The organism is Neorhizobium phenanthreniclasticum, assembly GCF_040066075.1.
GTDB classification, from domain to species: domain Bacteria; phylum Pseudomonadota; class Alphaproteobacteria; order Rhizobiales; family Rhizobiaceae; genus Neorhizobium; species Neorhizobium petrolearium.
Genome location: NZ_JBEAAL010000008.1, coordinates 62,558 through 88,358 on the forward strand (window position 1 = coordinate 62,558; position 25,801 = coordinate 88,358).

At 61.1% G+C, this 25,801-nt stretch carries 20 protein-coding genes and 1 pseudogene; 4 read left to right on the top strand and 17 right to left on the bottom strand.

Going from position 1 to position 25,801, the window contains the following annotated elements; genetic code table 11:
• Window positions 1-360 precede the first annotated feature (360 nt).
• The 10 genes from doeB to ehuR form a co-directional block, all read right to left on the bottom strand.
• Window positions 361-1,368, bottom strand: coding sequence for a N(2)-acetyl-L-2,4-diaminobutanoate deacetylase DoeB (doeB, locus tag ABK249_RS13335; protein WP_227704114.1), 1,008 nt, complete (start codon window positions 1,366-1,368; stop codon window positions 361-363).
• A gap of 7 nt (window positions 1,369-1,375) precedes the next feature.
• On the bottom strand, window positions 1,376-2,557 hold the full coding sequence (doeA, locus tag ABK249_RS13340) for an ectoine hydrolase DoeA (protein WP_227704115.1): 1,182 nt from the start codon (window positions 2,555-2,557) through the stop codon (window positions 1,376-1,378).
• 34 nt (window positions 2,558-2,591) lie between these two features.
• A complete protein-coding gene (gene eutC / locus ABK249_RS13345; protein ID WP_227704116.1) occupies window positions 2,592-3,584 on the bottom strand; it encodes an ectoine utilization protein EutC in 993 nt (330 codons plus the stop codon).
• Window positions 3,581-4,582 carry a hydroxyectoine utilization dehydratase EutB gene (gene eutB, locus ABK249_RS13350; RefSeq protein ID WP_227704117.1) on the bottom strand — a complete coding sequence of 334 codons (1,002 nt, stop codon included), beginning with the start codon at window positions 4,580-4,582 and terminating at the stop codon, window positions 3,581-3,583. Before eutB ends, eutC begins: the two co-directional genes overlap by 4 nt.
• Before the next feature lie 4 nt (window positions 4,583-4,586).
• Window positions 4,587-5,363, bottom strand: a complete 777-nt coding sequence (gene eutA, locus ABK249_RS13355; protein ID WP_227704118.1) for an ectoine utilization protein EutA — start codon at window positions 5,361-5,363, stop codon at window positions 4,587-4,589.
• 1 nt (window position 5,364) lies between these two features.
• Complete coding sequence (gene ehuD, locus ABK249_RS13360) at window positions 5,365-6,024, bottom strand: ectoine/hydroxyectoine ABC transporter permease subunit EhuD (RefSeq protein ID WP_227704119.1); 660 nt, start codon at window positions 6,022-6,024, stop codon at window positions 5,365-5,367.
• A 2-nt stretch (window positions 6,025-6,026) separates the two neighbouring features.
• Window positions 6,027-6,686, bottom strand: coding sequence for an ectoine/hydroxyectoine ABC transporter permease subunit EhuC (gene ehuC / locus ABK249_RS13365; protein WP_037153298.1), 660 nt, complete (start codon window positions 6,684-6,686; stop codon window positions 6,027-6,029).
• 127 nt (window positions 6,687-6,813) lie between these two features.
• On the bottom strand, window positions 6,814-7,659 hold the full coding sequence (gene ehuB / locus ABK249_RS13370) for an ectoine/hydroxyectoine ABC transporter substrate-binding protein EhuB (RefSeq protein ID WP_037153300.1): 846 nt from the start codon (window positions 7,657-7,659) through the stop codon (window positions 6,814-6,816).
• Window positions 7,660-7,719: 60 nt separating this feature from the next.
• A complete protein-coding gene (ehuA, locus tag ABK249_RS13375) occupies window positions 7,720-8,505 on the bottom strand; it encodes an ectoine/hydroxyectoine ABC transporter ATP-binding protein EhuA (protein ID WP_227704120.1) in 786 nt (261 codons plus the stop codon).
• A gap of 122 nt (window positions 8,506-8,627) precedes the next feature.
• Window positions 8,628-10,013: a MocR-like ectoine utilization transcription factor EhuR gene (gene ehuR, locus ABK249_RS13380; protein ID WP_227704121.1), complete on the bottom strand. Its 1,386-nt coding sequence runs from the start codon at window positions 10,011-10,013 to the stop codon at window positions 8,628-8,630.
• 90 nt (window positions 10,014-10,103) lie between these two features.
• Between ehuR and ABK249_RS13385 the strand changes: the two genes are divergently transcribed.
• The 4 genes from ABK249_RS13385 to ABK249_RS13400 all read left to right on the top strand — a co-directional run bounded on the left by ABK249_RS13385 (window position 10,104) and on the right by ABK249_RS13400 (window position 14,715).
• Window positions 10,104-10,598, top strand: coding sequence for an Lrp/AsnC family transcriptional regulator (locus tag ABK249_RS13385; RefSeq protein ID WP_037153800.1), 495 nt, complete (start codon window positions 10,104-10,106; stop codon window positions 10,596-10,598).
• Between the two features lie 121 nt (window positions 10,599-10,719).
• On the top strand, window positions 10,720-12,216 hold the full coding sequence (locus ABK249_RS13390) for an NAD-dependent succinate-semialdehyde dehydrogenase (RefSeq protein ID WP_227704122.1): 1,497 nt from the start codon (window positions 10,720-10,722) through the stop codon (window positions 12,214-12,216).
• Between the two features lie 29 nt (window positions 12,217-12,245).
• Window positions 12,246-13,625, top strand: a complete 1,380-nt coding sequence (locus ABK249_RS13395; protein WP_227704123.1) for an aspartate aminotransferase family protein — start codon at window positions 12,246-12,248, stop codon at window positions 13,623-13,625.
• Window positions 13,626-13,641: 16 nt separating this feature from the next.
• Window positions 13,642-14,715, top strand: a complete 1,074-nt coding sequence (locus tag ABK249_RS13400) for an alcohol dehydrogenase family protein (RefSeq protein ID WP_037153311.1) — start codon at window positions 13,642-13,644, stop codon at window positions 14,713-14,715.
• Window positions 14,716-14,932: 217 nt separating this feature from the next.
• Here ABK249_RS13400 and ABK249_RS13405 read toward each other — a convergent pair whose 3' ends face one another.
• From ABK249_RS13405 to ABK249_RS13430, 7 genes and pseudogenes are all read right to left on the bottom strand, one after another.
• The gene (locus ABK249_RS13405) at window positions 14,933-18,283 is read right to left on the bottom strand and encodes an ExeM/NucH family extracellular endonuclease (protein WP_227704124.1); all 3,351 of its coding nucleotides are present in this window, start codon (window positions 18,281-18,283) and stop codon (window positions 14,933-14,935) included.
• 135 nt (window positions 18,284-18,418) lie between these two features.
• Window positions 18,419-19,738 carry an HlyD family type I secretion periplasmic adaptor subunit gene (locus ABK249_RS13410; RefSeq protein WP_037153315.1) on the bottom strand — a complete coding sequence of 440 codons (1,320 nt, stop codon included), beginning with the start codon at window positions 19,736-19,738 and terminating at the stop codon, window positions 18,419-18,421.
• A gap of 24 nt (window positions 19,739-19,762) precedes the next feature.
• Window positions 19,763-21,547: a type I secretion system permease/ATPase gene (locus tag ABK249_RS13415; RefSeq protein WP_227704125.1), complete on the bottom strand. Its 1,785-nt coding sequence runs from the start codon at window positions 21,545-21,547 to the stop codon at window positions 19,763-19,765.
• A gap of 338 nt (window positions 21,548-21,885) precedes the next feature.
• Window positions 21,886-23,295: an endo-1,3-1,4-beta-glycanase EglC gene (gene eglC / locus ABK249_RS13420; RefSeq protein WP_037153316.1), complete on the bottom strand. Its 1,410-nt coding sequence runs from the start codon at window positions 23,293-23,295 to the stop codon at window positions 21,886-21,888.
• Window positions 23,296-23,553: 258 nt separating this feature from the next.
• Window positions 23,554-23,676: pseudogene (locus ABK249_RS33920) on the bottom strand (AraC family transcriptional regulator); the annotation flags it as partial.
• Between the two features lie 192 nt (window positions 23,677-23,868).
• Window positions 23,869-24,249 carry a DUF983 domain-containing protein gene (locus ABK249_RS13425; protein ID WP_037153318.1) on the bottom strand — a complete coding sequence of 127 codons (381 nt, stop codon included), beginning with the start codon at window positions 24,247-24,249 and terminating at the stop codon, window positions 23,869-23,871.
• Between the two features lie 138 nt (window positions 24,250-24,387).
• A complete protein-coding gene (locus ABK249_RS13430) occupies window positions 24,388-25,791 on the bottom strand; it encodes an aminotransferase-like domain-containing protein (protein ID WP_227704126.1) in 1,404 nt (467 codons plus the stop codon).
• Window positions 25,792-25,801: the final 10 nt, after the last annotated feature.

Consider the following 25,801-nt stretch of genomic DNA (forward strand, 5'->3'; position numbering starts at 1 on the left):
ATGATCCAGATCGGATAGAGCGTCTAATGCTAATTGCAAATAGCTCATTCCGATTTGGAATAGTTTTATCTCCGCAAATAGGCTGGTTGCCTGGACGCGCCGCAAAGTGGACTTTCCGGTCACCGAAGCCCCGAAGTCGGTCCGTCTTTCGGAGGTTCTATTATGCTGGAAATCTGAAGAACTGGGTCAGCAGATCGTTCTGTTGCGGACAATCTATTCTGCCGCAAGGTCAAAGCTTTTTTCGCCGGAGCATCGAATTGGAAATTTGCAACGGTCCGTTCAAGCATCCGGACGACCCGCCCGGGGGCCGCACAGATCCCCCCTACCAGGGCGGACCGCTCTGCGCTTGTTCAGGTCAGGTCAGACAACAATGACCGCGATGACCGCCACGCAATCGCCGGCCTTCATCAATCCCGGGAAATGCCGTGCGCACAAGATACCATCCATCTTTGCGCGGACTTCGATAGGCGGTGCCCCGGTTCGTCCGGTTGGATAGATACGAGCCACCACGGCACCCTCGCGGACCTCGTCTCCGAGGTCAAAGATAGGCTCGATCAACCCGCCCTCCTCGGCGAAGGAAAAGCAGTTGCCGTCCGGCATATCGAGCCAGGTCGTTTGTCCGGCCTCAGCCCCTCCCGCGACGATGCCGGTATGGCGCAGCACGTTCATGACGCCGCGCTTGGCGATGCCCGCGCTTTTTGCCGTCGCCGTGCCGCCGCCGCCAAGCTCGGTAGTGATGAAGACCTTGCCCATTTCCTCGGCCGCGGTGTCGTACATGCCGACCGCGTCGATTTCGAGCATCTTCATCGAATAAGGTGCGGAAAACGCCTCCACCAACTCGAAGGCACGAGCTTCCTGATCCTTGTCCGGCAGGATGTGCGCGGCGCAGAACGGTAGGAAATCCAAAGTTCTACCGCCCGAATGGAAGTCGAGGACGATATCGGCGCGAGGCAAGAGTTCCCGCTGGAAGTAGTCCGCGATCTTCTGCGTCACCGTCCCGTCCGGACGGCCGGGAAAGCTGCGGTTGAGATTACCCCTGTCGATCGGCGACGTCCGCGTTCCTGCTACAAATGCCGGATAGTTCATCGCCGGAACGATGATCACCGTGCCGCTGACGTCCTCCGCCTTCAGGCAGCGCGCGAGATCGAAGAGCGCAATCGGCCCTTCGTACTCGTCGCCGTGATTGCCGCCAGTCAGGAGTGCGGTCGGTCCGCTCCCGTTGCGGATGACCGTGATCGGGATCATCACCGATCCCCAGGCGGAATCGTCGCGGCTGTAGGGCAGCCGCAGGAAACCGTGCTGCACACCCTCGGTGTCGAAATCCACCGTCGGGCTGATCGGCGACGGCCGTAAAGCTGTCTCGCTCATCGCCGTCTCAATCCTTGACCATCAGCTTGCGCGGCACGTTCGCCAGGCATTCGACGCCGGTATCGGTGATGAGGATGCTCTCCGTCGTCTCGAAACCCATGTCCTCCAGCCAGAGGCCGGTCATGAAATGGAAGGTCATGCCGGGCTTCAACTCGGTGCGGTCGCCGGGGCGCAGGCTCATCGTGCGCTCGCCCCAGTCCGGCGGATAGGAAAGACCGATCGGGTAGCCCGTGCGGTTGTCCTTGACGATCCCGTATTTCTTCAGCACCGCAAAGAAGGCGTTGGCGATGTCCTCGCAGGTATTGCCGGGCTTGGCGACCGCGAGACCGGCTTCCATGCCTTCCAGCGTCGCCTTTTCCGCATCGAGAAAGGCTTGCGTCGGCTTGCCGAGGAAGACCGTGCGCGACAGCGGCACATGATAGCGATTGTAGCAGCCGGCGATCTCGAAGAAGGTGCCCTCACCCTCCTTCATCGGCCGGTCGTCCCAAGTCAGATGCGGCGCCGATGCCTCCCTTCCCGACGGCAACAAGGGCACGATTGCCGGATAGTCGCCCCCGATCCCGTCGACGCCGCGCGTGCCGGCATCGTAGATCTCGGCGACGAGATCGCATTTGCGCATGCCGACCTCGATCTTGTCGAAGATTCGCGCATGCATCGCCTCGACGATGCGTGCCGCATTGCGCATGTACTTGATCTCCGTCTCGCTTTTGACCGCGCGCTGCCAGCTCACCAACGCCGTCGCATCCACGAAGCGGGCATTCGGCAGGTGTTTCTGCAGGGAAGCGAAAGCGGCGGCCGAGAACCAGTAATTGTCCATCTCGACGCCGATCGTCAGCGTGCCGAAGCCGCGATCCGTGAGGATGCCGGAGAGGTAATCCATCGGATGGCGCTCGGTCGACTGCACGTAGTGGTCCGGATACCCGACAATGTTTTCATGCTTCAGATACGCCGTGAGCTTGGCACCGTTGGCGTCCTGTCCGCGGCCAAACCAGATCGGCTCGCCGGACGGCGGCACGATGACGGCCTGGTGCACATAGAACGACCATCCGTCATAACCCGTCAGCCAGGCCATGTTGGATGGATCGCTGACGATCAGCAGGTCGATCCCCTTCGCCTCCATGGCGCGCCGTGTCTTTTCCAGCCGCGCGGCATATTCGCCGAGCGAGAATTTGAGATTGGGCTGGGTCATGTTTCTTCCCTTCATTATCCGGCACAAGGTCGGCTCAGCTTTCGAATGCGGTGCCAGCGCCGGCGGCATCCGCTCGCGCGAAGGCAAGCGTGGCGATGGCGGTATCCTGGATGCCCGTACCGGTGAGGTCGGCAAGCGTGATCTGTCCGACGCTCTCGCGACCGCGGCGAAGGCCGGCGACGACTTCACCGAGTTGCGGAAACTCCGCATCCGGTGAAACGAGCCCTGCCTCTATGGCATGATGTAACTCCCCTAGCCGCCGCGTCTGTTTCAGGCTGTCGGCGACGTAGACATCGACTTTGGCAATCGCCGCCGGATCTATCTCGTTCTTGTGCTCGGCATCAGAGCCCATGGCAGTCACATGTTGACCGGGCCGCAGCCAGTCTGCCTTCAGGATCGGCTTTTCCGACGGTGTGGTGGTGACGATGATATCGGCACCCGCGACCGCGGCCTCTGGATCGGCCTCGGCGCGAACCGGAAACCCGAGTCTGGTCGTCAGATCGGCAGCCACGGCCTCTGCTTTTGCGGCGTCGCGTGCCCAGATGCGTGCCTCGCGGATCGGACGGACCAGCGTCAGAGCCTCAAGCTGAAGGCACGCCTGCATACCCGCACCGAAGATCGCCGCAACGGTCGAATCCGGACGCGAAAGATGTTTTGCGGCAACCGCGCCGGCCGCGGCCGTCCGGACATCGGTCAGATAGCCGTTATCGAGCAGCAGCGCCTGCACGAGACCGGTGCGGCTGGACAGGAGGACCATCATGCCGTTCGTGCTCGGCAGGCCGATCTTCGGATTGTCGAAGAAGCCGGGGCTGATCTTGATGGCAAAACCTTCGATGCCCGGCACATAGGCCGTCTTCACATCCACCTCGCCGCGATGTTCGGGAATATCAAGTCGCAGGATAGGCGGCATGGCGACCGGCTTGGTGGCGAGCGCATGGAAGGCATCTTCGACACAAGCAACCGCCTCACGATCGAGCGGAACGAGCTTGCGCAGGTCTTTTTCGGTGAGAATGACCATCCGGCTCATGCGGCGTCCTTGCCATAGATCACGTCGCCGTTGATCACCCGCCGATGCTGTTCCATGTCGACGTTGCGGCCGGAGAGAATGGCGACGATCGGGCCTCGACTTGCGACCTTGCCCGCCAACAGCGCCGCGATGCCGACGGCTGCAGCACCTTCGATGACTTCGCGCTCAACGGCATAGGCATGCCGCATCCCGGCCGCGATCTCGGCTTCGGAAAGCAGAACCACGTCATCGAGAAGTTCGCGGCACATGGGGAAGGTGACGCGGTTATCGAGGCCTATGCCGCCGCCGAGCGAATCCGCAAGGCTCGGCAGTTCCTCAACCAGAACCGGCCCGCCGGCATCAAGACTCGCCTTCATTGCCGCACCGCGTTCCATCGTCAGGCCGATGACTCGAGCCGATGGTTTCAAACCTTTCACAGCAGCGGCAATGCCGGCCGCAAGCCCGCCACCGGACAGCGGCACCAGAACAGTCTCGACCTCCGGCACCTGCGCGACAATCTCAAGGCCGAGCGTGCCTTGCCCCGCGACGACCGCCGGATGATCGAAGGGCGGCACCACGACCAGCCCCTCTTCCGTGACCAGCCTAGCCACCTCCTCCTGCGCCTCGTCCTGCGAACGCCCGATGATGCGAACACGTGCGCCGAGACGACGGATTTCCGAGACCTTATTCTCCGGCACGAGCGACGACATGCAGATGGTCGCAAGCGAACCTTCCGCTCTCGCGGCAAAGGCGAGCGCCCGGCCGTGATTGCCGGTAGACGCGGCCACGACGCCCCGTGCGCGCTCTTCTGCAGAAAGGGACAGAACGGCGTTGGTCGCGCCGCGCAGCTTGAAGCTGCCGGTGGTCTGGTGATGCTCCAGCTTCAGATGAACCGGCGCACCAACGCGTTCACTCAGCGCCCCCGACTCCACCATTGGGGTGCGGAGTACGCGGCCATCGACACGCGCGGCGGCGGCGCGGATATTATCGATCTGAACCGGCAAGGTCTTCTCCCTCATCAGCTCAGCCTTCCGGATAGGGCTTCGTCATCAGCATGCCCAGTTCGGGACGCGGTGCAATTTCGCCGCAGAGCCGCAGACAGGCCCAGGCTGTGGCGAGATTGCTGCTGACGACCGGCTTGCCGATCTCGGCCTCGATGCGTGCCGCGACCAGTGCAGCGCGGACCGCCGTGCAGGAGATGAAAAGCGCTTCCGACTCCGGCGCCATTGCCTCGCAGGCAAGCGAGACGATCTCGTCCGGGGCGATGCGCGCCATTTCGCGATCGTCCTCGAAACCCAGGCAGGTGAAACGGTCGATCGTGAAGCCGAGGCCGGCAAAATAGTCGGCCATCGGCCGGCTCGTTTCCACGGTATAGGGCGTCAGGATCGAGATGCGGCTTGCGCCCACCCCCTTGAGGCCCTTCACGGATGCCGCCGTCGGCGTCACGACGGGAACATCCGGCTTGGCGACGCGGATCGCCTCCTCGATCCGTGCATCGCCGATCACCACCGAGGCGGAGGTGCAGGAATACATGACCGCATCCAGCGCCTCGTCCGGTAGGATAAGCGAGGCGCCTTCGGTCAGCACCGGCTGCATTTTTAACAGGTTCTCCGGCGTCGTCGGATTGGCATAGGGAATGCGGCTGACATAGACGCCGATGCGCTCGCTCGCGACCATGCGCTGGAAATCGGCTTCCGTCGTGTGGTCGGTGGCGAGAATGATGAGGCCGATCCGCTTTTGGAGCGGGCGGTCGTCCAGTCGCGGCTTCCTGCCGGCGAGGCTTATCTCAACAGAAGTCATCTCAGTCATCCATCCGGGCATAGCGTTCCTCGAGCCAGCACAGTCCGACGACTGAAACCAGGCTGACCGCGAGGAAGAAGACGCCGACCAGTGTCATCGGCTCGATGTAGCGGTAGTTGCTGTTGGCGATGCTCTTCGCCTGGTTCATCAGCTCCAGCACGGTGATGGCCGAGAGCAGCGGCGTTTCCTTGAACATCGCGATGAAATAATTGGCTAGCGCCGGGATCATCGGTGGCAAGGCCTGCGGCAGGATGACATGGATCCAGGCTTGCCGTGTGGTGAGATTTGCCGCTCTCGCCGCTTCCCACTGGCCGCGCGGCACGTTCTCGATGCCGGCCCGATAGACTTCGGCCGTATAGGTCGCATAGTGGACGCCGATGCCGATCACGCCCGCGACCAGCGGAGACAGCCGGATGCCGATATCCGGCAGCACGTAGAAGATGAAATAGAGCTGCACGAGAAGCGGCGTGCCGCGGATGAATTCCGAGACGAAGCCAACGGTGCGCGAGACCGCGGCGATCGGCGAACGGCGCGCAATGGCGAGCGCGAGACCGATCACCGCAGCCACCGCCGCACCGAGAATGGTCGCCAGTATGGTGATCTTGAACCCTTCGAGAAGGGTCGGCATGATCTGCCAGACGAAATCCCAATCCCATTCCATGGTCAGGTCCTCACGCCATCGAGGCTGCGCGTCATCCGCCGCTCCAGCCAGCGCATCGCCGTTGAAATCGCCCAGGCCATGACGAAGTAGAGAATGAGGATCGTCGTGAAGGGGACGAGCGTATTGCCGGTCTGAGCACGGACGACCTGCGCCTGAAAAGTCAGGTCCGTCAGCGAGATCAGCGATACGACGGCCGTGCCCTTCAAAAGCTCGATGGCGTTGTTGCAGAAAGTGGGCAGCATCAAGGGCAGCGCCTGCGGCAGGATTACGTGGCGCAGGCGCTGATAGCGGGAAAGATTGAGGGCGATACAAGCCTCCCCCTGCTCCCGTCCAATCGCCTTCACGGCACCGCGGACAACTTCTGCGCCGTAAGCGCCGACGTTCAGCCCCAGCGCCAGAACCCCCGCCTGAAGGGGCGTGAGAGTGAGCCCCGCAAAAGGAAGCACGAAATAGACCCAGAAGAGCTGCACGAAGATCGACGTGCCGCGGAAGAACTCGATGTAGGTCGTAGCAAGCGCCCGCACGACGAAGAAGCGCGACAGCCGGCCGAGCCCGGCCAGGAAAGCCATCACCAGCGCGAGAGCCGACCCCATAATAGTCAGCTGCAGCGTTACCAGTGCGCCTTCCAGAATCAGCGACAGATAGCCGGACCAGTCGATCATCAGGCCTTGTTTCCCAGTCTCTTCCGACGAGTTTGCCCCTCATCCACCTGCCGGTACCTTCTCCCCGTGAGCGAGGGAGAAGGCCGACACGGCACCGCCGGTGCACCCGGCGTAAGGGGTAAATTCATTACTGCGCGGCAGCACACTGCTTGTCGCGGGTGGTCGACATCGCAGCCTTGGCGGAGAATCCGTAGGGTTCGATGAGCTTGGCGAACTCGCCAGAATCCTTCAGCTTCTTGAGCTCCACATCAAAGGCATCGCGCAGCGCTACATCCTGCTTGCGGAAGGCCGCGCCATCGCAATAGACCGGCGCACCGACGACCGGTGCGACGACCTCAAGGTTTGGATCCTTCGCCTTGTCGAGCAGATCGTGGATCGAAAGAACCGGAAGCGAATAGACATCGATGCGACCGTCCTGAAGCATCTTGAGACCGCTCTGCCCGTCCGGCACGACGATGACACGATCGCGAGGCACGCCGGCCTGAAGCGCGAGCTTCTCCTCGGTGCCGCCGCCGGGTGCCCCGATTTTCGCATTGGTGTTGTCGGCGATGTCCTTGTAGCTCGTCAGCTTCAGCGGATTGCCCTTCTTGACGGCAAAAGCTTCCGCATCGCAAAGGATCGGCTCGGAATAGGCAACCGCGTTGCAACGCTCCGGCTTCATGAACAGACCGGCGGTAATGGCATCGTGACGGCCGGCCTGAAGGCCGGGGATCATCGCGCCATATTCGGAGATCGAGGCAACGACCTCCTTGACGCCGAGACGCTCGAAAATGACGCGGGCGACATCAGGCGCCGCACCCGACACCTTACCGTCGGCACCGACTGCCGTATAGGGCGGCTCGTTGGCGATGGCGATACGGGCAAACCCCTGCTCCTTAAGCTCCTCCAAATCCGCTGCGGATGCAGACATGCCGCCGGCAACGGCGATAAAGGCCGCAATGCTGGCAGCGGTTGCGAGAATTCTTGTCTTCATTGTTCCCTACTCCTCTGGTTTCCTGATTATGTCTTCGGGCTATGTCGCCGCCGCCGGCGGTCAGACGCGGTGCCCCGCCGCGATGATCTTGCGAAGGAACGTCTGCGTGCGCTCCTGCCTGGGATTGCTGAAAATCTCCTCCGGCCTACCTTCCTCAACGATCTTGCCGCGATCGAAAAACAGCACGCGATCCGCAAAATCGTGGGCAAAGCCCATCTCGTGCGTCACGAGAAGCATGGTCATGTCGGTCTCGGCCGCGAGCCGCTTCATGACACTCAGCACTTCTTCGACGAGTTCGGGATCGAGCGCCGACGTCACTTCGTCGAACAGCATGATCTTCGGAGAAAGCGCGAGCGCACGGGCGATCGCCACACGCTGCTTCTGACCGCCGGAAAGCTGCGCCGGCACGCTTTTCGCCTTGTCCGCCATGCCGACCATGTCCAGCAATTCCATCGCCCGCTTTTCGGCGTCTGAACGCGCCACGCCCTGGGTCAGCATCGGCGCCAGCGTGATGTTGTCGAGAACGCATTTGTGCGGAAACAGATTGAAGTGCTGGAAGACCATGCCGATCTTCTTGCGCATGCGATGAAGATGGTGCTCGTCGGCGGGAACCAGATCGGCGCCCTTCTTCATGTGATAAAGCTGCTCGCCGTCGACCTCGATATGTCCGCCGCTGATCGATTCCAGCGTCATCAGGATGCGCAGGATCGTCGTCTTGCCCGAGCCGGAAGGGCCGATCAGCGCCAGCTTCTCCCCCGGCATCACATCCATTGATAACCCGTCGAGAACGGTCAGCGGACCGAACCTCTTCACGATGTTGTCGATACGGATGATGGGTGACGGCATTCATGTCTCTCCCTGTTGAGACAAGCAATGCATCAACGATGACGGCCTCTCGAAATCATGTCAATTCGGAAAATAATATCATGACAATATTTGTTTACCTGCACAAACCACAGGCGCCAGCATCAAATCGCAAGCAGCAGCTCTTGAGGGTTTCCCTGCGCCAGCGAAGCAACGATCCCGAGCCCGGTACGCAGTTCGCTCTCCGTCGTCGATCCGAGCGAGATGCGGACGGCGGGCGTCCACCCGTGATCGGTCGTATGGAACGACTTGCCGGGCGCGATCCCGACGCCGCGCAACCGAGCCTGCGCCACGAAGGCATCTTCGGTATGACCGCAGGAAAGCGGTAGCCATACATGCAGACTCTGGGGATGCGCCCGATACGGCAAACCCGCCAGCATTTCGGCAGCGATGGCATGACGGCTGGCAAGCGCGCGGCGCTGCCAGGCGACCAATTCCATGGCCGTGCCATCGGCGACCCAGCGCGTCGCGATCTCCGCCATCGCCGGCGTTGCCATCCAGTTGGAGACCAGATGTCGGTTCGCGACGGCGGCAACATAGCGGTCCGGCGCGACAAGATATCCGATCCGCAATCCTGGAACAGTCGTCTTGGTAAATGTCGTCACGTAGAGCGTCCGCTCCGGCGCAAACGCGGCCATCGGCGGTGCGCGGCCCTCGACCATCGGACCGAGAACGTCGTTTTCGATGATGGCGATGTCATGCCTGGAGGCAACCGCCGCAAGCGCCTCCCGACGACCCGCGCTCATCAGAGCGGCCATCGGGTTGATGACCGAAGGCTGCAGAAAGATCGCCCGGATCGGACCCTTGCGGCAGGCCTCGTCCAGCGCTTCGGGGATCATGCCCTCCTCGTCGATCGCCAGCCCTTCGAGATGCAGGCCGAGATAGGTCGAGAGCGGAACGAGCGTATGGTGGCTGACTACTTCTGTGGCGACCGTCGAACCGGGCGGTGCGACGCTCATCAACGCCGTTGTCATCCCCGACGTCGCCCCGTTGGTCAAGCTGACATTGAGCGGCGAAACGTCCAAACCGCAACGCGCCAGCCATTCAGTGGCGACGGCGCGATGACGCGGGAAGACCATGTTGGGCCGGAACGACAAGGCGGAACTCGCCGGCAGGTTTTCAGAGAGCCAGGCAAAAGCCTGCCGCATCTTCTCGACATGGATCTGCTCGCAGACCGGTTTCAGGATCGAAAGGTCGATCACCTCGCCAAGCCTCTCCGGCAGGTAGGGTGGTTCCGGCTCGCGTGGCTGCGTCTGCACGAAACTGCCACGCCCGATCTCGCCGGAAATCAGCCCGCGGCGGATGAGATCGTCATAGGCCCGGCTGACCGTCTGGACCGACAGGCCAAGATCCTCGGCCATACGGCGATGGGTCGGCAGCTTGGTCCCGTTGACAAGCTTGCCCTCCTGAATAGCGCGCGCGATCTGCTCGGCGAGCGAAAGATAGGCCGGTCGGCGGAGCTGGGATGGATCGGGACGCCAATTTGTCATGAATTCGACTGTGCTTAAAATCAGTTCAATTGACAATGGCAAAACGAATTTTCATTGTCTTTCTCAACAGTGATGCAGACGGGAACCTCCATGAAGCTTGACGCCATAGACTTACGCATTCTGGAAGCAGTCCAGAATGATGGCCGCATCACGAAGCTGGCGCTGGCGGAAAAGGTCGGCCTCTCTCCGACCCCCTGCTGGATGCGCCTGCGCAAGCTTGAAAAGGCGGGCATCGTCGCCGGCTATCATGCCCGGCTTGCGCCGCGAAAGATCGCGCCGATCGCCAGCGTCATGGTGGAGATCACGCTCGCCAACCATCGCCAGATCGATTTCGACCGTTTCGAGCGGGTCGTGGCGGCGATTCCGGAGATCACCGCCTGCTGGTCCGTCGGCGGCGGCGTCGACTATATCGCGAAGATCGTTGCTTCCGATATCGACGCCTACCAGCGCCTGATCGACAACCTGCTCAACCGCGAACTCGGCATCGAGCGCTATTTCACCTACATCGTCACTAAGACCGTGAAGGAGGAAACGGGCGTGCCCCTTGCTGCTCTCTTCGGGAGAGACGATAGTCAGCAGCCCTAGACAATCTCTCTGCAAGGCCGGGTCAGTTTAGACCATCTCTCTCTTTTCCCGCTCAGGAATGGACAATCTCTCGCTTCAGCGAGGCGATACTTGGGCCACGACCCTGAACGAGGATCTGGCCATGACCGCAATTTTTGCTCGCCCCGCCTATCACGAGGCCCTGACGCGTCTCACCGACCGTCACCTGCTGCGCGATCTAGCCTATGTGGATGGGCGCTGGGTTGCCGGCGCCGGGGGCAGCAGCTTTCAGGTCACCGATCCCACCTCTTCTGCGACGCTTGCCTGGGTCGCGAGCCTCGGCGCGGAAGAGACCAGCGCGGCAATCGATGCCGCCACGGCCGCCTTTCCTGCTTGGCGGGCAAAGTTGCCGCAGGAACGGGCAGCAATCCTCAGGGAATGGTGCCGCCTGATGCTGGCAGCCAAGGAGGATCTAGCCCTACTCATGACGCTGGAACAGGGCAAGCCGCTCGCCGAATCCCACGGAGAGATCGACTATGCGGCCTCCTTCATCGAGTGGTATGCCGAGGAGGGCAAGCGCGTGAATGCGGAGAGCGTCACCAGCCATCTCCTGGGCGCGGAAATGATCGTCCGGCGGGAAGCGCTTGGCGTCGTTGGCGTCGTCACCCCGTGGAACTTCCCCTCCGCCATGGTGACACGCAAGGTGGGGGCAGCGCTTGCCGCCGGCTGCACGGTCGTTGCCCATCCCTCCTCCGAAACGCCGCTTTCAGCACTCGCGCTTGCCGAACTCGCCGAACGCGCCGGAATACCGGCGGGCGTGTTCAACGTCGTGACGGGCGATGCCGCCACCATCGTCGGTCGACTTTGCGAAGATACACAGGTGCGGGCGATGAGCTTCACCGGTTCCACCGAGGTCGGCCGGCTGATCGCCACTCAATGCGCACCCACGATGAAGCGGCTGGTGATGGAACTCGGCGGCCATGCGCCCCTGATCATCTTCGACGACGCCGATATCGATCGCGCCGCCGATATCGCTATTGCCGCCAAGTTCGCGACCTCTGGCCAGGACTGCCTCGCCGCCAACCGGATATTCGTCCAGCGACCCATCCTCGATGCGTTCAATGCGGCTTTCGCCAGGCGGATCGCCGCTCTGAGGGTCGGCGACGGGCTTGCCGAAGGCGTGGATATCGGCCCGCTGATGCATGAGCGGGCCGTGATGAAGGTCGAGGCGCAGGTGAAGGATGCGCTCGACAAGGGCGCAAGACTGCTGGCTGGCGGCGAGCGGCACAAGGCCGGTCCGCTTTTCTTCGAACCGACGCTTATCACCGATGTGCCGGCAGATGCGGCCATCATGCGCGAGGAAACCTTCGGACCGGTCGCGGCCGTCACGGCCTTTGACACGGAAGAAGAAGTCGTCGCCCGCGCCAACGACACCGAATACGGGCTCGTCGCTTATGTGGTCACCGAAAACGGCGCGCGACAGATGCGCCTTGGGCGCGCGCTCGAATATGGAATGGTCGCGATCAATCGCGTGAAGATCACCGGCGGGCCGATCCCCTTCGGCGGCTGGAAACAGTCCGGCGTCGGACGCGAGGGCTCCCGCCACGGCATCGAGGCCTTCACCGAACTCAAATACCTCTGCATCGACACCACCGCCTGAGTGGTCCCATAACCTTGAAGGATAGAACCATGCTCGAAAGAAACAACGAACTCACCGCTTGGGACCGGGACCATTTCTTCCATCCGTCGACCCATATGGGTATGCATGCGCGCGGAGAAACGCCAACCCGGGTGATCGGCAGCGGCGAAGGTGTCTACATCACCGACAAGAACGGCCGCACCAGCCTCGATGCGTTTGCCGGTCTCTACTGCGTCAATGTCGGCTACGGCCGCCAGAAGATCGCCGATGCCATCGCCGAACAGGCAAGGAATCTCGCCTATTACCACGCCTATGTCGGGCATGGCACGGAAGCCTCGATCACGCTTGCCAAGATGATTGTCGACCGGGCGCCGGAGGGCATGTCCAGGGTCTATTTCGGCCTTTCCGGCTCCGATGCCAACGAGACCAACATCAAGCTGATCTGGTACTACAACAACATCCTCGGCCGGCCCGAAAAGAAGAAGATCATCTCGCGCTGGCGTGGCTATCACGGCTCCGGCGTCATGACCGGCAGCCTCACCGGCCTCGAACTCTTCCACAAGGCCTTCGATCTGCCGCGCGTGCCGATCGTACATACAGAAGCGCCTTATTATTTCCGCCGGCCGGACCGGTCGATGAGCGAGGAACAGTTCTCGCAAAATTGCGCCGACAAGCTGGAGGAACTGATCCTCTCGGAAGGTCCAGAGACGATCGCCGCCTTCATCGGTGAGCCGATCCTCGGCACCGGCGGCATCGTTCCGCCGCCGAAAGGTTACTGGGAAAAGATCCAGGCCGTGCTTCAGAAATATGAAATCCTGCTCGTCGCCGACGAGGTCGTGACCGGCTTCGGCCGCCTCGGCACGATGTTCGGCTCCGACCATTACGGCATGAAGCCGGACCTCATCACCATCGCCAAGGGTCTGACTTCCGCCTATGCACCGTTGTCCGGCACAATCGTCTCCGACCGTTTCTGGCAGGTCCTCGTACAGGGTTCCGATCAGCTCGGTGCGATCGGTCATGGCTGGACCTATTCAGCCCATCCGATCTGCGCGGCAGCCGGTATCGCCAATCTCGAACTGATCGACGAGATGGGACTGGTGCGGAATGCCGCCGAAACCGGGGGCTATTTCCGCTCCAGGCTTGCCGAAGCCGTTGCCGACCACAAGCATGTCGGCGAGGTGCGCGGTGACGGCCTCATGGCAGCGGTCGAATTCGTGGAGGACAAGGACGATCGGAGATTCTTCGATCCCTCTCAGAAGATCGGACCGCAGATTGCAACTGCACTTCTGGAGCGCGGCGTCATCGGCCGCGCGATGCCCCAGGGGGATATCCTCGGCTTTGCGCCGCCCCTTTGCCTCACGCGTAAGGAAGCGGATATCGTCGTAAAGGCGACGGCTGAAGCGATCGAAAATGTCTTCGCCAACCGCTGACGGGAGAAAAGACATTATGGTTTCAATCCCCGAAACGATGGCGGCGGTCCTGCTGACCGGCCACGGTGGGCTCGACAAGCTCGTCTACCAGCAGGACGTTCTGGTGCCGAAACCTTTCGCGGGTGAGGTTCTCATCCGCGTGACAGGCTGCGGTATGAACAATACCGATGTCTGGGTGCGCCAGGGTGCCTATGGCACCGAGGATGACCCCGGCGCCGTCTCCACCTGGCGGCGGCAGGGCAACACGCTCACTTTCCCACGCATCCAGGGCGCCGATACCGTCGGCCACGTCGTCGCTGTCGGCGAGGGCGTCGATCCGGCGCGGATCGGCGAACGGGTGATGGTCGATTTCTCCATCTATAACCGTGAGGACGACAGCCTCGCGGACATCGATTACATGGGGCACGGCCGCGACGGCGGTTATGCCGAATACATGACGCTGCCGGCCGAGAACGCTCATGTGGTTGACACAGACATGAGCGACATCGAGCTTGCCACGTTCTGCTGTGCCTATCTGACCGGCGAGCGAATGCTGGAGCGGGCGAGGCTCTCAGCCGGTGAACGGGTGCTTGTCACCGGTGCTTCGGGCGGCGTCGGCTCGGCGATCATCCAGCTTGCGCGGGCGCGCGGCGCCATTCCCATCGCCGTCGCAGGCCCCGGCAAGGAAAGCGCCATGCTCGATATCGGTGCCGAAGCGGTGGTGACGCGCGGCAAGGGCGATCTCATCGATGCCGTGGCCGAGGCGACAGGCGGCGAACCGATCGATGTCGTCGCCGATCTCGTGGCCGGCCCTATGTTCAATGATCTCCTGAAAATCCTACGTCCCGAGGGCCGCTACACGACCGCAGGCGCGATTGCCGGCCCGGTCGTGCAACTCGATCTACGCACGATGTATCTGAAGCAACTGGAACTGCACGGCTCCAGCCAGGGCAGCCGCGCCGATTTCCGTCGCCTCGTCGGCTATATCGAAAGCGGAAAAATCCGGCCGCTGGTCGGCGGCGTCTATCCGCTGTCGGAATTCCACCGGGCGCAAACGGATTTCATGGCCAAGAACTTCGTCGGCAAACTGGTCGTCGTTCCCGACCCCTGAAACGCTTCGGTCGTCAACGTCCGGAAGGCGCCGAAGCCGAACCTGGGAATGCGGCGCCCTTTATCTTGATCGTTCCACGATTTCCACGCATCGGAGCACCCTTTGGCACTCCGATGCGTGGAAATGTTATTGCAGGGGCCATCTTGCGGTCCGGGCCGTATCACTGTGGCGAGTTCACTGCAGCAGAGCTTCCGCTGCCGTCGTGCCGCACCGGAGATCAAGCCACGAGCACGTTGTCTCCCAGATTGAGGCCGATCAGCAATGGGTCGTGGTCCGACGTTCCATAGACATCGTCATTGTAGAAGGCCGGGTTCTTGAACTCGGTGGAATAGCTGAGCAGATCGGGTTCCTGCGCATTGATGTGCCATTCCGCCACACCGCTGACCTGGCTGGCAAGAGACTGCGAAGATAGCCCCTGATCGAGCGTTCCTTGCTGTCCGTCGAAGATGTAACTGAACGCGTTCTCCTGGCCGATGAAGCTGTCGATCAGATCGGCATAGCCTGCATCCCGAAGGGCATCGACCGGATCTTCCTGGGCATAGGAATTGAGGTCACCGATAATCAGGACATCACTATCGCTGACGTCGTTTTGCGCAAGATAGCCGTCAGGATTGTCAGCCGACAGCCATTCGGCGAGTTGCTGTGCGGCTGCCGTCCGCGTGGCGTTGAAAGCGCCCTGCCCGTCCCCCTGATCGGCATCGGCGCCCGTACCGGTACCGCCCTTCGACTTCAGATGATTAACCGAGACGGTGAATTGCTCGCCGGTGCTAATCTCCGCAAATGTCGCCGTCACGGCCGGCCGGCTCTGCTGCTGGTCACCGTCGTCGAAGACAAGGAAATCAGATGCGACGAGGCTGACCTCGTTGGTCTTGTAGATGAGGCCGGTGGTAATGGCATCCGTCCCGATAAAGCCGTCGGAACCGGGTTCGGTCGGGTCTACGAAGGCATAGGTTACGCCTGGTTCGGCGGCCGCGTTCAAGGCGTCGACGAGGGTTGCGATTGCCGAAGCATCGTCGAAACCATTGTTCTCCAGCTCCTGCAGGCCGAAGACGCTGGCGTCGATCTGCAACATTGCTTCCACGATCTTGTCGGTCTGACGCGCCAGATCCTCCGCAGTGGTCGCACCGCGAGGCTCTAGATTGTTGGGACCCGACCCCGCACCGGAGCCATCATCCAGGGTGGTGAAGAAGTTGAGAAGATTGAAGCTGGACACCGTCAGCCGGCCACCGAGATCGTCCGGCGCATCCGGACGGGCAAGCCCGTTGGTCGTCTCGTCGACCGGCAGGACGCCGTCGACCAGCATCTTGTATTCACCGAAACTATAGCTGAGGACACCGTCGACCGATCCGACGAGCTCCGCCCCGAGCCTCAGCGTCGGCCCGTCCTCGGTGAATGTATCGCCGGCATCCAGATAACCGTTGCCGTTGTCCCCGACAGAGGCAGGGACATAACGGAACTCGTCCGGATTCTGGGCGGACGAACCGTCGTCCAGGGTCAGCCGATTGTTGGCATTGGCCTCCATCAGCGCCTGGATCTCTTCCTGCTGCGTGGTGGGGTCATAAATCTGAGTGGGCTGATATTGGGAGCCGGCAGACACCGTGATTTCGCCATAACGGTCGAGATCGAAATTCTCGATCACGGTCAGCGGGTCATCCGTGCCGCTTGCCAGCGTAATCGCCATTCCCTCGTAATGTTCGAGATTGGCGGCAAAGTCCGGTGAAAGAGTGATCGCCGCCGAGCTCGGCTGAGCGTTGCCGCTCGAAATGGAGATGATGTCGGTGACATCGGTGATTTCGGTAAAATCGAAATATTCGGCCACCGTTCCGGCGACTTCCACATAGTCGCCGACGGTCACGCTCGGAGTTCCCCCGGTAAAGACGAAGATGCCTTCCGAAGTAGTGCTGTCCCCATCGGCATCGCCGTCTTCCTCCTGAAGGTAGAAGCCGTCTGCAACCGTGTAAGTCACGATTGCAGAAACGAGCACATATTCGCCGACGAGGAAGCTGGCAGTACCGCTGCCCTGAACCTCGGAAATGAGATAGGCGGTCGGCTCACCGCCACCGCCGGGATCACTTTCATTGGCGGCACCTGGGGTCTGGTCCTGGGGACCGACCCAATCGGCCGGACCGTCACCGGTCCGCTGCAGCGACAGGCCTGCAGTCTCGTTGCCCGCCTCCGCCACACCGATATCGGTCGAGGTCGTGCCCGCAGCCGCTCCGTTCGACGCCGTAAAGCTGCCTTCATAAGACAGGAATTCGATCAGCGTTCCGTTATCGGAGAGCGCCACGCCGTCCGGCGCGCCGTTCTGGACGCCGTTGGCCGGCAACTCCCATACGTAATAGTCGTATTCGCCGTCCGAGGTCATCGAAAGGCTGGAAACGTCCGCCGAACCATAGGTGGAGCCGCCATTTCCGTTATAGAGTTCGACCAAGAGTCCGGAGACATCGGCGCCGACAGCGACGCGGATCTCGATGAATTCGCCCGTATCGGTGCCGGCATTGTCGTAGTGGATTTCGTTTATGCGCGGTGCGACGGGAGCGGCTTCATCCGCCCCGTTGATAGTAATCGTAACGTCCTGTTCGGTCCCGTCCGTACTCACGACTGGGAAACTGTCGGTGAGGCTCTCACCATCGCCGAGCGCATCGACATCTGCATTGTCGTTGTCGAGCGTATAGGTCCAGTTGCCTTCTTCGTCGATGCTGTAGGTACCGTAGCCCATAACGCTCGACTGGTCGCCCGCAGCTCGGAAGCGATCGTCATTATCGACGTCGTCGGCGACGAGCCGGCCGGTCGCGGCCGGCGTTCCCGATCCGGCACCACCAGCCTCGGTTACCAACCCGCTAGCATCTCCGGTAATGACAGCGGCATCATTCGCACCGGTGATCGTCACTTCCACGGTTGCAGTGCCGGTGCCGCCCCTGCCGTCGTCAACCGTATAGGTGAAGCTGTCGACGGCGGTTTCGCCTTCGTTCAGGTGCTGGAAAATACTGCCTGGATCGTAGGAGACGACACCGCTCGCAAGCGAGACGGATGCGCCGGCCGTGCTTGTCCCCGAAACGGCAGTGACCGAGATCTGGTCTCCATCGAAGTCCCGGTCGTTCGCAGTCAGGTCGCGCGCACTGATCGCAAGTGCGCCGTCCTCATCCGTCGACACTGCATCGTCGCCGGCAAGCACGGCATTGTTGCGGCCATCGAGATAGAGCGTATAGCTGCTCGCGGTAAAGCGGATGGCTTCGATATCGTTGAGGATATCCTGATCACCATCGGCGTCGGTCATCGTAAAGAAGATGTCGGACAGGCGTGTGATCTGCGGCAGGCGATAATCGGATATGCTTCCCGAATAGATCGCAGTGTCGAAACCCCGCCCGCCGGAGATCAGATCGCTGCCGTCGCCGCCCTCGATCTGATCATTTCCGTCCCCCGCAATGACTAAGTCATTCCCCGCGCCTGCCTCGATGCGGTCATCACCGCCAAGACCGGTGATGATGTCGTTACCTGGGCTACCCTCGATATGATCGGCCAGGCGGGTCCCAAAATAGAGCCGTGGGAGGGAAAAGAAGAAGGACATCTATGCAACCCCTTGTTGGAGGACGATGGATGGCTTGACATAGCAGCCGACTACGACAGTCGCTTGACATATGCTAATTAGCAAGGACGGGCAGGTCCTACGTGCCGATCGTCTATGCTTAGCGACGTCTTCGGCTTAGTCCTCCCGAAACGCCCGATTGAAGCTGTCAACGATCGGTCTCGTCAGATACTCGAAAAAGGTGCGCTCGCTCGTCTTGATGTAGGTTTCCACCGGCATGCCGGGATAGATCTGCTCCATCTTGATTTCCGGCGGCAGCGCATCGGTCATGCGCAACCGCGCGGTGTAGTAGGGCTGGTCATTGTTGTTCTGATCGACCAGCCGGTCAGCCGAGAGGTAGAACACGGTCGCATCAACGGTCGGCGTCGTGCGTGTATTGAGCGCGCTGAAGCGCAACCGCGCCTCTTGCCCCACCTTGATGACGTCCACATCCTGCGGGGAAACGCGTGCTTCAATCATCAGGCTGGATGCGGTTGGAAGAAGTTCGAGCAGGGTGTCGCCCGGACGGACAACACTCCCGCGGCTGTTAAATGCCATTTCAACGATGATCCCGTCGCTCGGCGACCGGATCACGATCCGGTCTAGAATGGCCTTGGCCGCACGTCGCTGCTCATCGGCGTCAGCAATTTGGACGCGCACCTCGTTGAGCTCGGAGATTGCCGTCTCGACGCGCTGCGTCTTCAGCCTGGCTATTTGTTCCTCGGCTTCGGCGATTTGTGTGCGCGATGTCAGAATGGACGCCTTCGTCTGGCCAAGCTCGCCCAGAAGGTCGGCCTCGCTTCGCAGCAGAGCCGTATACTCGGACCGATCCGTCAGGCCTTTGTCCAGCAGCCCCTTCTTCCGTTCTGCTTCCTCCTGGACGACCTCGATCTGCCGTTCCACTGCGATCTGCTGAGCTGCCATTCCTTCGATCTGATCATTCAGCGCATTGATACGTTGCTGCAGGATGGCAGCTTCCTGACGGTGGCGTGCCAGGCGTGCCGTGAATTCGGCCGACTGCTCGGCAAGGACGTCGCTTTCGCCTCCCGGCCCGGTCGTTCTTTCGAGACTTTCCGGAAAGACAAGCTGATCGACGCCATCCCGCTCGGCCGTAAGCCGCGTGGCGCGTGCCGAAAGGGCAACGAGTTGCTTCTGGATTCGATTGTACTGGACGAGAGCACTGGTTCCATCGAGTTCGAAGAGCGGTTGCCCGGCTTTGACGCGGGCGCCTTCCTGAACGAGAATCTTGTCGACGATACCACCTTCCAGATGCTGAACACGCTGGTTTTGCCCGGCAGCAGCAACGACACCCGGCGCAACGGCGGCGCCGGCCAGCGGAGCAAGCGATGCCCAGGCGCCAAAACCAAAGATGAAAAGAAAGGTCGCGCCAAGCCCGACAGCCGCGACCCGCCGCGTACTGGTCGGAACACCTCTGGCCCAATCTGCTTTGTCGTTCATCTCCGTCATTCTCCGGCAGCTGCCTCAACGCCTGACATCGGTGACACTGGCAAACTGTCCAAGCACAACAGGCTGCGAGGCATTGCCGGCACCCCGCCTTTGGCTCTCCCGCAGAGCCTGCGCCTTTTCGGCCTGACGCCGAAGTACCTCCTCGCGAGGGCCGTATTCTTCCAGGCTTCCATCACGCATGACCATGATGCGGTCCGCTGTTTCGACGACCGAGCGTCTTTGCGTTGCGATGAGGACGGTGATCGCCTCCGCTTTCGCCATCGCAAGCGCTCGCTCTAGAGCCTTCTCGCCCTCAATATCGAGATTTGCGTTCGGCTCGTCGAGGACCAGGATCTTCGGCTTGCCGAAGAAGGCCCGGGCGAGGCCAACACGTTGGCGCTGCCCGCCGGAAAGCTGGAAGCCGCCGGGTCCGATCATCGTGTCGTAGGCTTTCGGCAGTTTCAGAACGAGATCGTCCACCTGCGCTTTCTGGGCTGCGCGGACGATGGCCTCGCTGGAGGCATTCGGATCAAAGCGGGCGATATTCTGCGCGATGGTTCCCGGCAGAAGCTCGACGTCCTGCGCGAGATAGCCGATATATTGGCCAAGATGATCAGGGTCCCAATTGCGAATGTCGGCGCCGTCGATCCGCACAGCACCCGATCTCGGCTCGATGGCTCCGATCAACGTGCGCATGAGGGTGGTTTTTCCCGCCCCGGAAGGCCCGATGATGGCCACACATGCGCCTGCGGGAATCGTCGCGCTGATGCGTTTCAACAATGGCTCGCCGGCCTGCGCACTCGCGCGGCCCGCTGCCTCACTTGCCGGAGGAAAGACAATGACGGCTTCGAAGCTCACCTCACCCCGCGGGGCAGGAAGTTCCGTGCGCGTCTCGGCCGGTCTCACGACGGCAAGAGCCTCGGTCAGGCGCTTCCACGCCTTGCGCGCTTCGATAAACCCCTTCCAGCCACCGATTACCTGATCGATCGGCTGGAGACCGCGCCCGGAGATCAGTGAGGCGGCGAAGATCATCCCTGCTGTCATCTCGCCGGCAAGCACGAGATAGCCGCCATAACCGAGGGTGGCGATCTGGAGGCTCAGGCGCAGGACGCGCGAAAGGCCGGCAAAGAGGGCATTGGTTGAATTCACGCGATCCTGTGCGGCGAGAGACAGAGCCTCTTCCGAACCCCAGCGATGGACGATGTTGGGCCTCATTCCCATCGCCTTCAGGCTTTCCGCATTCCGGACGAAAGCCTGGGCGGCAAGCGTCGCATTCATCTGACGAGTGCCGGCATCGCCTGCTGCCTTGTCGCTCGCCCACTGGTTGGCTATCGCGATCGCGACGAGGGCGACCACCCCCATCACTGTCAGCCAGAAGAGATTTGGATGGATAAGATAGAGAAGCGCGATGAAAAAAGGAGCGAAGGGCAGATCGAGAAAGGCGAAGAGCCCTCGCCCGGAAGTAAAGCCTCGGACGGTCTGAAGGTCGCGAAGCGGCTGGACATCGCCAAGGCTTGCGCGGGGACCGGCCATCGAAGCCTGAAGTGCGTCCGCGCCAACCGCGACTTCGAGACGGCTGGCAAGCCGGCTGGCCATGATCGCACGCACGCTATCGACGATACCAAGCAGAAAAAGAGTGCCGAGAGCGATGATGGAAATATAAATCAGCGTCTCGATGGAGGCCGATGGCAGCACTCGATCGTAGACTTGAAGCATGTAAATCGGCTGAATAAGCAGCAGCAGATTTACGACGAATCCAAAACCGAAGAGCCCCGCAAGACCCCGGCGAAAAGTGGCGGCAAGTCGCTCTCCGCCCCGCATTCGTAGATGGTCTCCTCGCAATATCTTCTCCGATTTGCCGAGCGCCATCGGTCGTCGCCGGCGATGATCCCTTTCCTGCATCATACGCATGTGACGAAGAAATGACACACGGATGATATGCCCCAAGTTTGCGGCTGCGGCATCGCCTTAACGTCAGGCGATCAAGTGAGGCGACGAAAGAAACAGCACGAGTTGCGAATATCCAGGCCCTGACATGCTGTTCCTGACTCTAAACTTGGTAAGATGGTCCCCCGAGCGACAAGGCGCCAACGGATGGGAAAACGGCTGGCCCGCCAGCCGTTACCGTCATCGCTGGCGACGAGTGACGGGAGCGCATTTCAAACGAGCAAGTCATTCGCCGTTTGATCATTCAGGGAATAGGCGTGAATGTAATCTATCTGGAATTCCGCTCCGTCATTGAAATCCTCGGACGGAGTCCCAGCCAGTCCCCCAACCGCGAGGTTGACGAGCATATACATTGGATCATGCATGTCGGAGGGGGTGTCGGCGTGCGCAACGGCCACGTCGTCGAAATACCAGACAATCTGGTCCTCGCCCCAAAGAACACCGTAGGTGTGGAAGCCATCCGTGCTCGGAACCTTGACCGCCGTGGAATCCTTGGTCTGCGAGCCCGTCTCGTTTGAGTGGACAGTGACATGCACGGTATTTGGGTCCTGCCCCCGCATCTCAACGACGTCGAGTTCAGGAGGCCAGGAACCGTCTTCGGGCAATAGCCAGAATGCCGGCCAGGCGCCCTGCTCCGTTGGCATGTCGGCGCGGATCTCGAAATAACCATAGGTCTGGGTGAAAGAGGAATGCGTGGTGAGGATGCCGGATGTGTAGTCGTAGCCATCGATCTGCGACTTGAGAGCATCCGGCGTTGGAGCAGCCGTGATGGTTAGAACGCCGTTATCGACCGAGAATGGATTGACGGCGGCAGTCCCCGCATAGGAGGGATTGATATACCATTGCAGTTCATCGTTTCCGGGCAGCGTACTGCCTTTTTCGGGTGCCCACCAGAACTTCGAATCCCAGGTGCCTTCATCGCCGTCGCGCAACGACAAGGTGTTGAATTCGTCGGCGAAAGTCAGCGTGAGAGCCGACCGATCGAGCGTGAGCTGGAACTGATCCGCACTGAGATCGTCGGCGGTCGTGTCTGCAAGGACAAGGCTCTCGCCGCCACCAAGATCCAGCCGCAGGTCGGCGCCCTCCTGCGTGGCGTGGCTGAGGACCTGATCGAACGTCGACAGCCCGTAGCTGTTCAATCGGATCGTATCGTCACTGCTGAAATCGACAATGAGGTCGCTGCCGTTGCCGCTGGTGAGGATGAACGTGTCGGAACCGCCGCCGCCGATGAGGACATCGTTTCCATCACCGCCATCGATCGTCTGGCTGCCTGAAGCACCGGAGATGATATTGTCGGCATTGTTGCCGAAGGCGTAACGGCCGTTGCCCGTGACAGTCAGGTTCTCGAAGTTCTCGGGTAACGTATAGCTCATCCAGGTATTGATGGTGTCGATACCCGCGTCCGAGGCTTCCACTGCACGATTGATGCTGGAATAGAGATAGTAGATATCGTCGCCGGTACCGCCCCGCATCGTGACATTGACCGAACTGTCGCCCCATATCGAATCGTTGCCGGCGGTGCCATAAAGCACGGGGCCTGAGCCGGTCGCCGAGAACCAGGCGCGTGATGCACCGCTGTAGTAGAGTGTTTCACCTACGGCATTCTGTATCGACTGCGACATGGTCAGCTCCTTTGGTTGCCTCCCATGTCGACGCTAACATTGCAGCACCATCATGGCACGCCTAAAACGTCCGGGTGGCTGATTCTCGGGCATAGCCTCCCCTCATGCTTACCATCCCCTCATTATCGGCACATGGGCTGTTCCGATCTGGAGCACGCGTCAACGGCTGCTCCTCGCCAGGCTCGGCAACATCGGGCACGGCGGTTTCGACATGCTGAGTTCTGGCGGCATAAGATCTCGGTTCACCTGTTACAAGCACGAAACCAGGTTGTCGGTCTGCGCCTGCGTCAGCCTGCCATTGGCTGTTTTGCCGTCGTGCTCTGGTATATCGAGAAGGCCCGCCACAATGCTGTCTACGAAACTCTCGGCATAGACTGCGTTATCGTGCTTACTCATCTTGGCAAGCGGGCTTCAGGCTGAATGCTGCTTTAGGATCGGTGCTCGATCAGCACCAATTGAGCTACGAGGAGAGTTGTGATGTAAACGCCTCGTCTTCGACTGCAATGACGAGGCCAAGGTGCCGAACACTCGCCGCCAACATGGTTACTTCTGACGGTTTCACCCGGCTGACCCTCAAGGCGAGATCCTAACAGGCTTTCCCTCTTCCGCCTTGTAGAAATACTGGCTCGCCACCAGCCACCCCTTGAGCAGCCGAAGCGGCGGGATGCAGGTCAGCAGCATGAAAGGGATGGTGATCAGAAGGTGGACCCACCAGGCCGCCTGGAACTGTACCTCCAGCCAGACACCGAGAAGGACGCTCGGCACGCAGGCGAAGCAGATGACGAAGAAAGCCGGACCGTCCGCCGGATCGGCGAATGAGTAATCCAGTCCGCACGCTTCACACTTTTGATTGAGCGTCAGGAAACCCTTGAAGAGGTGCCCTTGGCCACAACGCGGGCAACGGCCGCGAACACCGGTCTGCATCGGAGGGAGAGGAGGCCATTCGTTGTCCATGACGTCATTCCTTGTAAAGCCACTCAACAAGCACATTGAATGCAATCATTTTCATACATGACTGCATTCAATATGTCGATTGGCCAGAACGCCGCAGCCATCCTGGGGCATCACGCCTCGCAATGATGAAGGATCGAATCAGAAAAAGGAGCCTGCCATTTCGGGCGAATTCTCGAGCGCATGCCCCATGAATTCGAGGGCGCCCTTGAGGGTATCCCTCCGAATCGGGCCGCCGAGGCACACCCGGACCGCTTCCGGCGCAGGGCCATCCACGGTGAAGGCATCGCTCGCTACGACGCCGATACCGGAAGAGCGCATGTGACTGCCGAAGGTGGAGCGGGTCCATCCTCCGGTCAGCGGCAGCCAGATGTTGAAGCTGATCGGATCGCCGCGATAGCTTCCCTTTGGCAGAATATCAGCCACAAGCTCCTGGCGGGCAGCCGCCTCCGCGCGAATGAACCGTAGGATACTGTCAGCCGTACCGTCCTCGATCCAGCGGGTGGCAAGCGCCACCGAGAGCGGCGAAGCCATGACACTGTTCGCGCGCATGGCGCTCACGAAAGGCCAAGCAGCCTTGGTATCCGGCGCCACGACATAAGCGAGCCGAAGACCGGCGCCAATGCATTTGGCAAGCCCCCCGATGTGCCAGGTGAGATCCGGCGCCATCGTTGCAAGCGGCGGCGGCGCATGCTGCGGAATGAAACCGTAGGCGTCGTCCTCGACAATCGGAACATGGTATTTCCTCGCAACCGCGCAGATCTCTTCCCGGCGCTTTTCCGGAATCGTCAGCGTCATCGGATTCTGAAGCGTGGGGTTGAGATATAGCGCCTTAGGCTTTCTCATCTCGCAGGCCTCGGCAAAAGCGGCAGGGATGATCCCCTCCTCATCCATCGGCAGGCCTGAGAGGTTCAATCGGAGTTGGGCAGCGATCGAGCGCATGCCCGGATAAGTGATATTTTCCGAGAGCACCGTCTCGCCGGGCTTGGCCAGCATGCCGAAGATGGAAAGCAGCGCGGGATGTGCGCCGGGGGTCACGAAGATACGCTCTTGCGAGGGCACCAGACCACGCCGGCTGAGCCAGGCGGCAGCCGCCTCCTTATCCATACCCGCGCCACCAAAACCCTGATAGCGCAGAAGCGGGACAAGGTTTGTGGCAACGGCGGAAAGCCCTTCCCGCATGCGGGCAATGAGATCCGGATCATCAGGCTCCGGCGGCATGTTCATGGAAAAGTCGACGACGGACGTGCGTCGGGGATCGGGAGTCGCATCGGAAACAAAGCCGCGACGCTCCCTGTCGGCACCGCCGGTGACGAAAGTTCCACGTCCGACATGCGAACTGACGAGGCCGCGCTTCTGTGCTTCCAGATAACCGCGTGCCACGGTGGTGAAGTCGATCTCGAGCTGTCTGGCGAGATCCCTCTGCGGCGGCAGCCTGTCCCCGACAACCAGGTGCCCGCTTCTCAGATCCATCTCGATGACATCGGCGATCGCCATATAGCGAGGGCCATTGCTGCGGGTCAGATCGGGTGTCCAGGTCTTCATGGCATGCGGC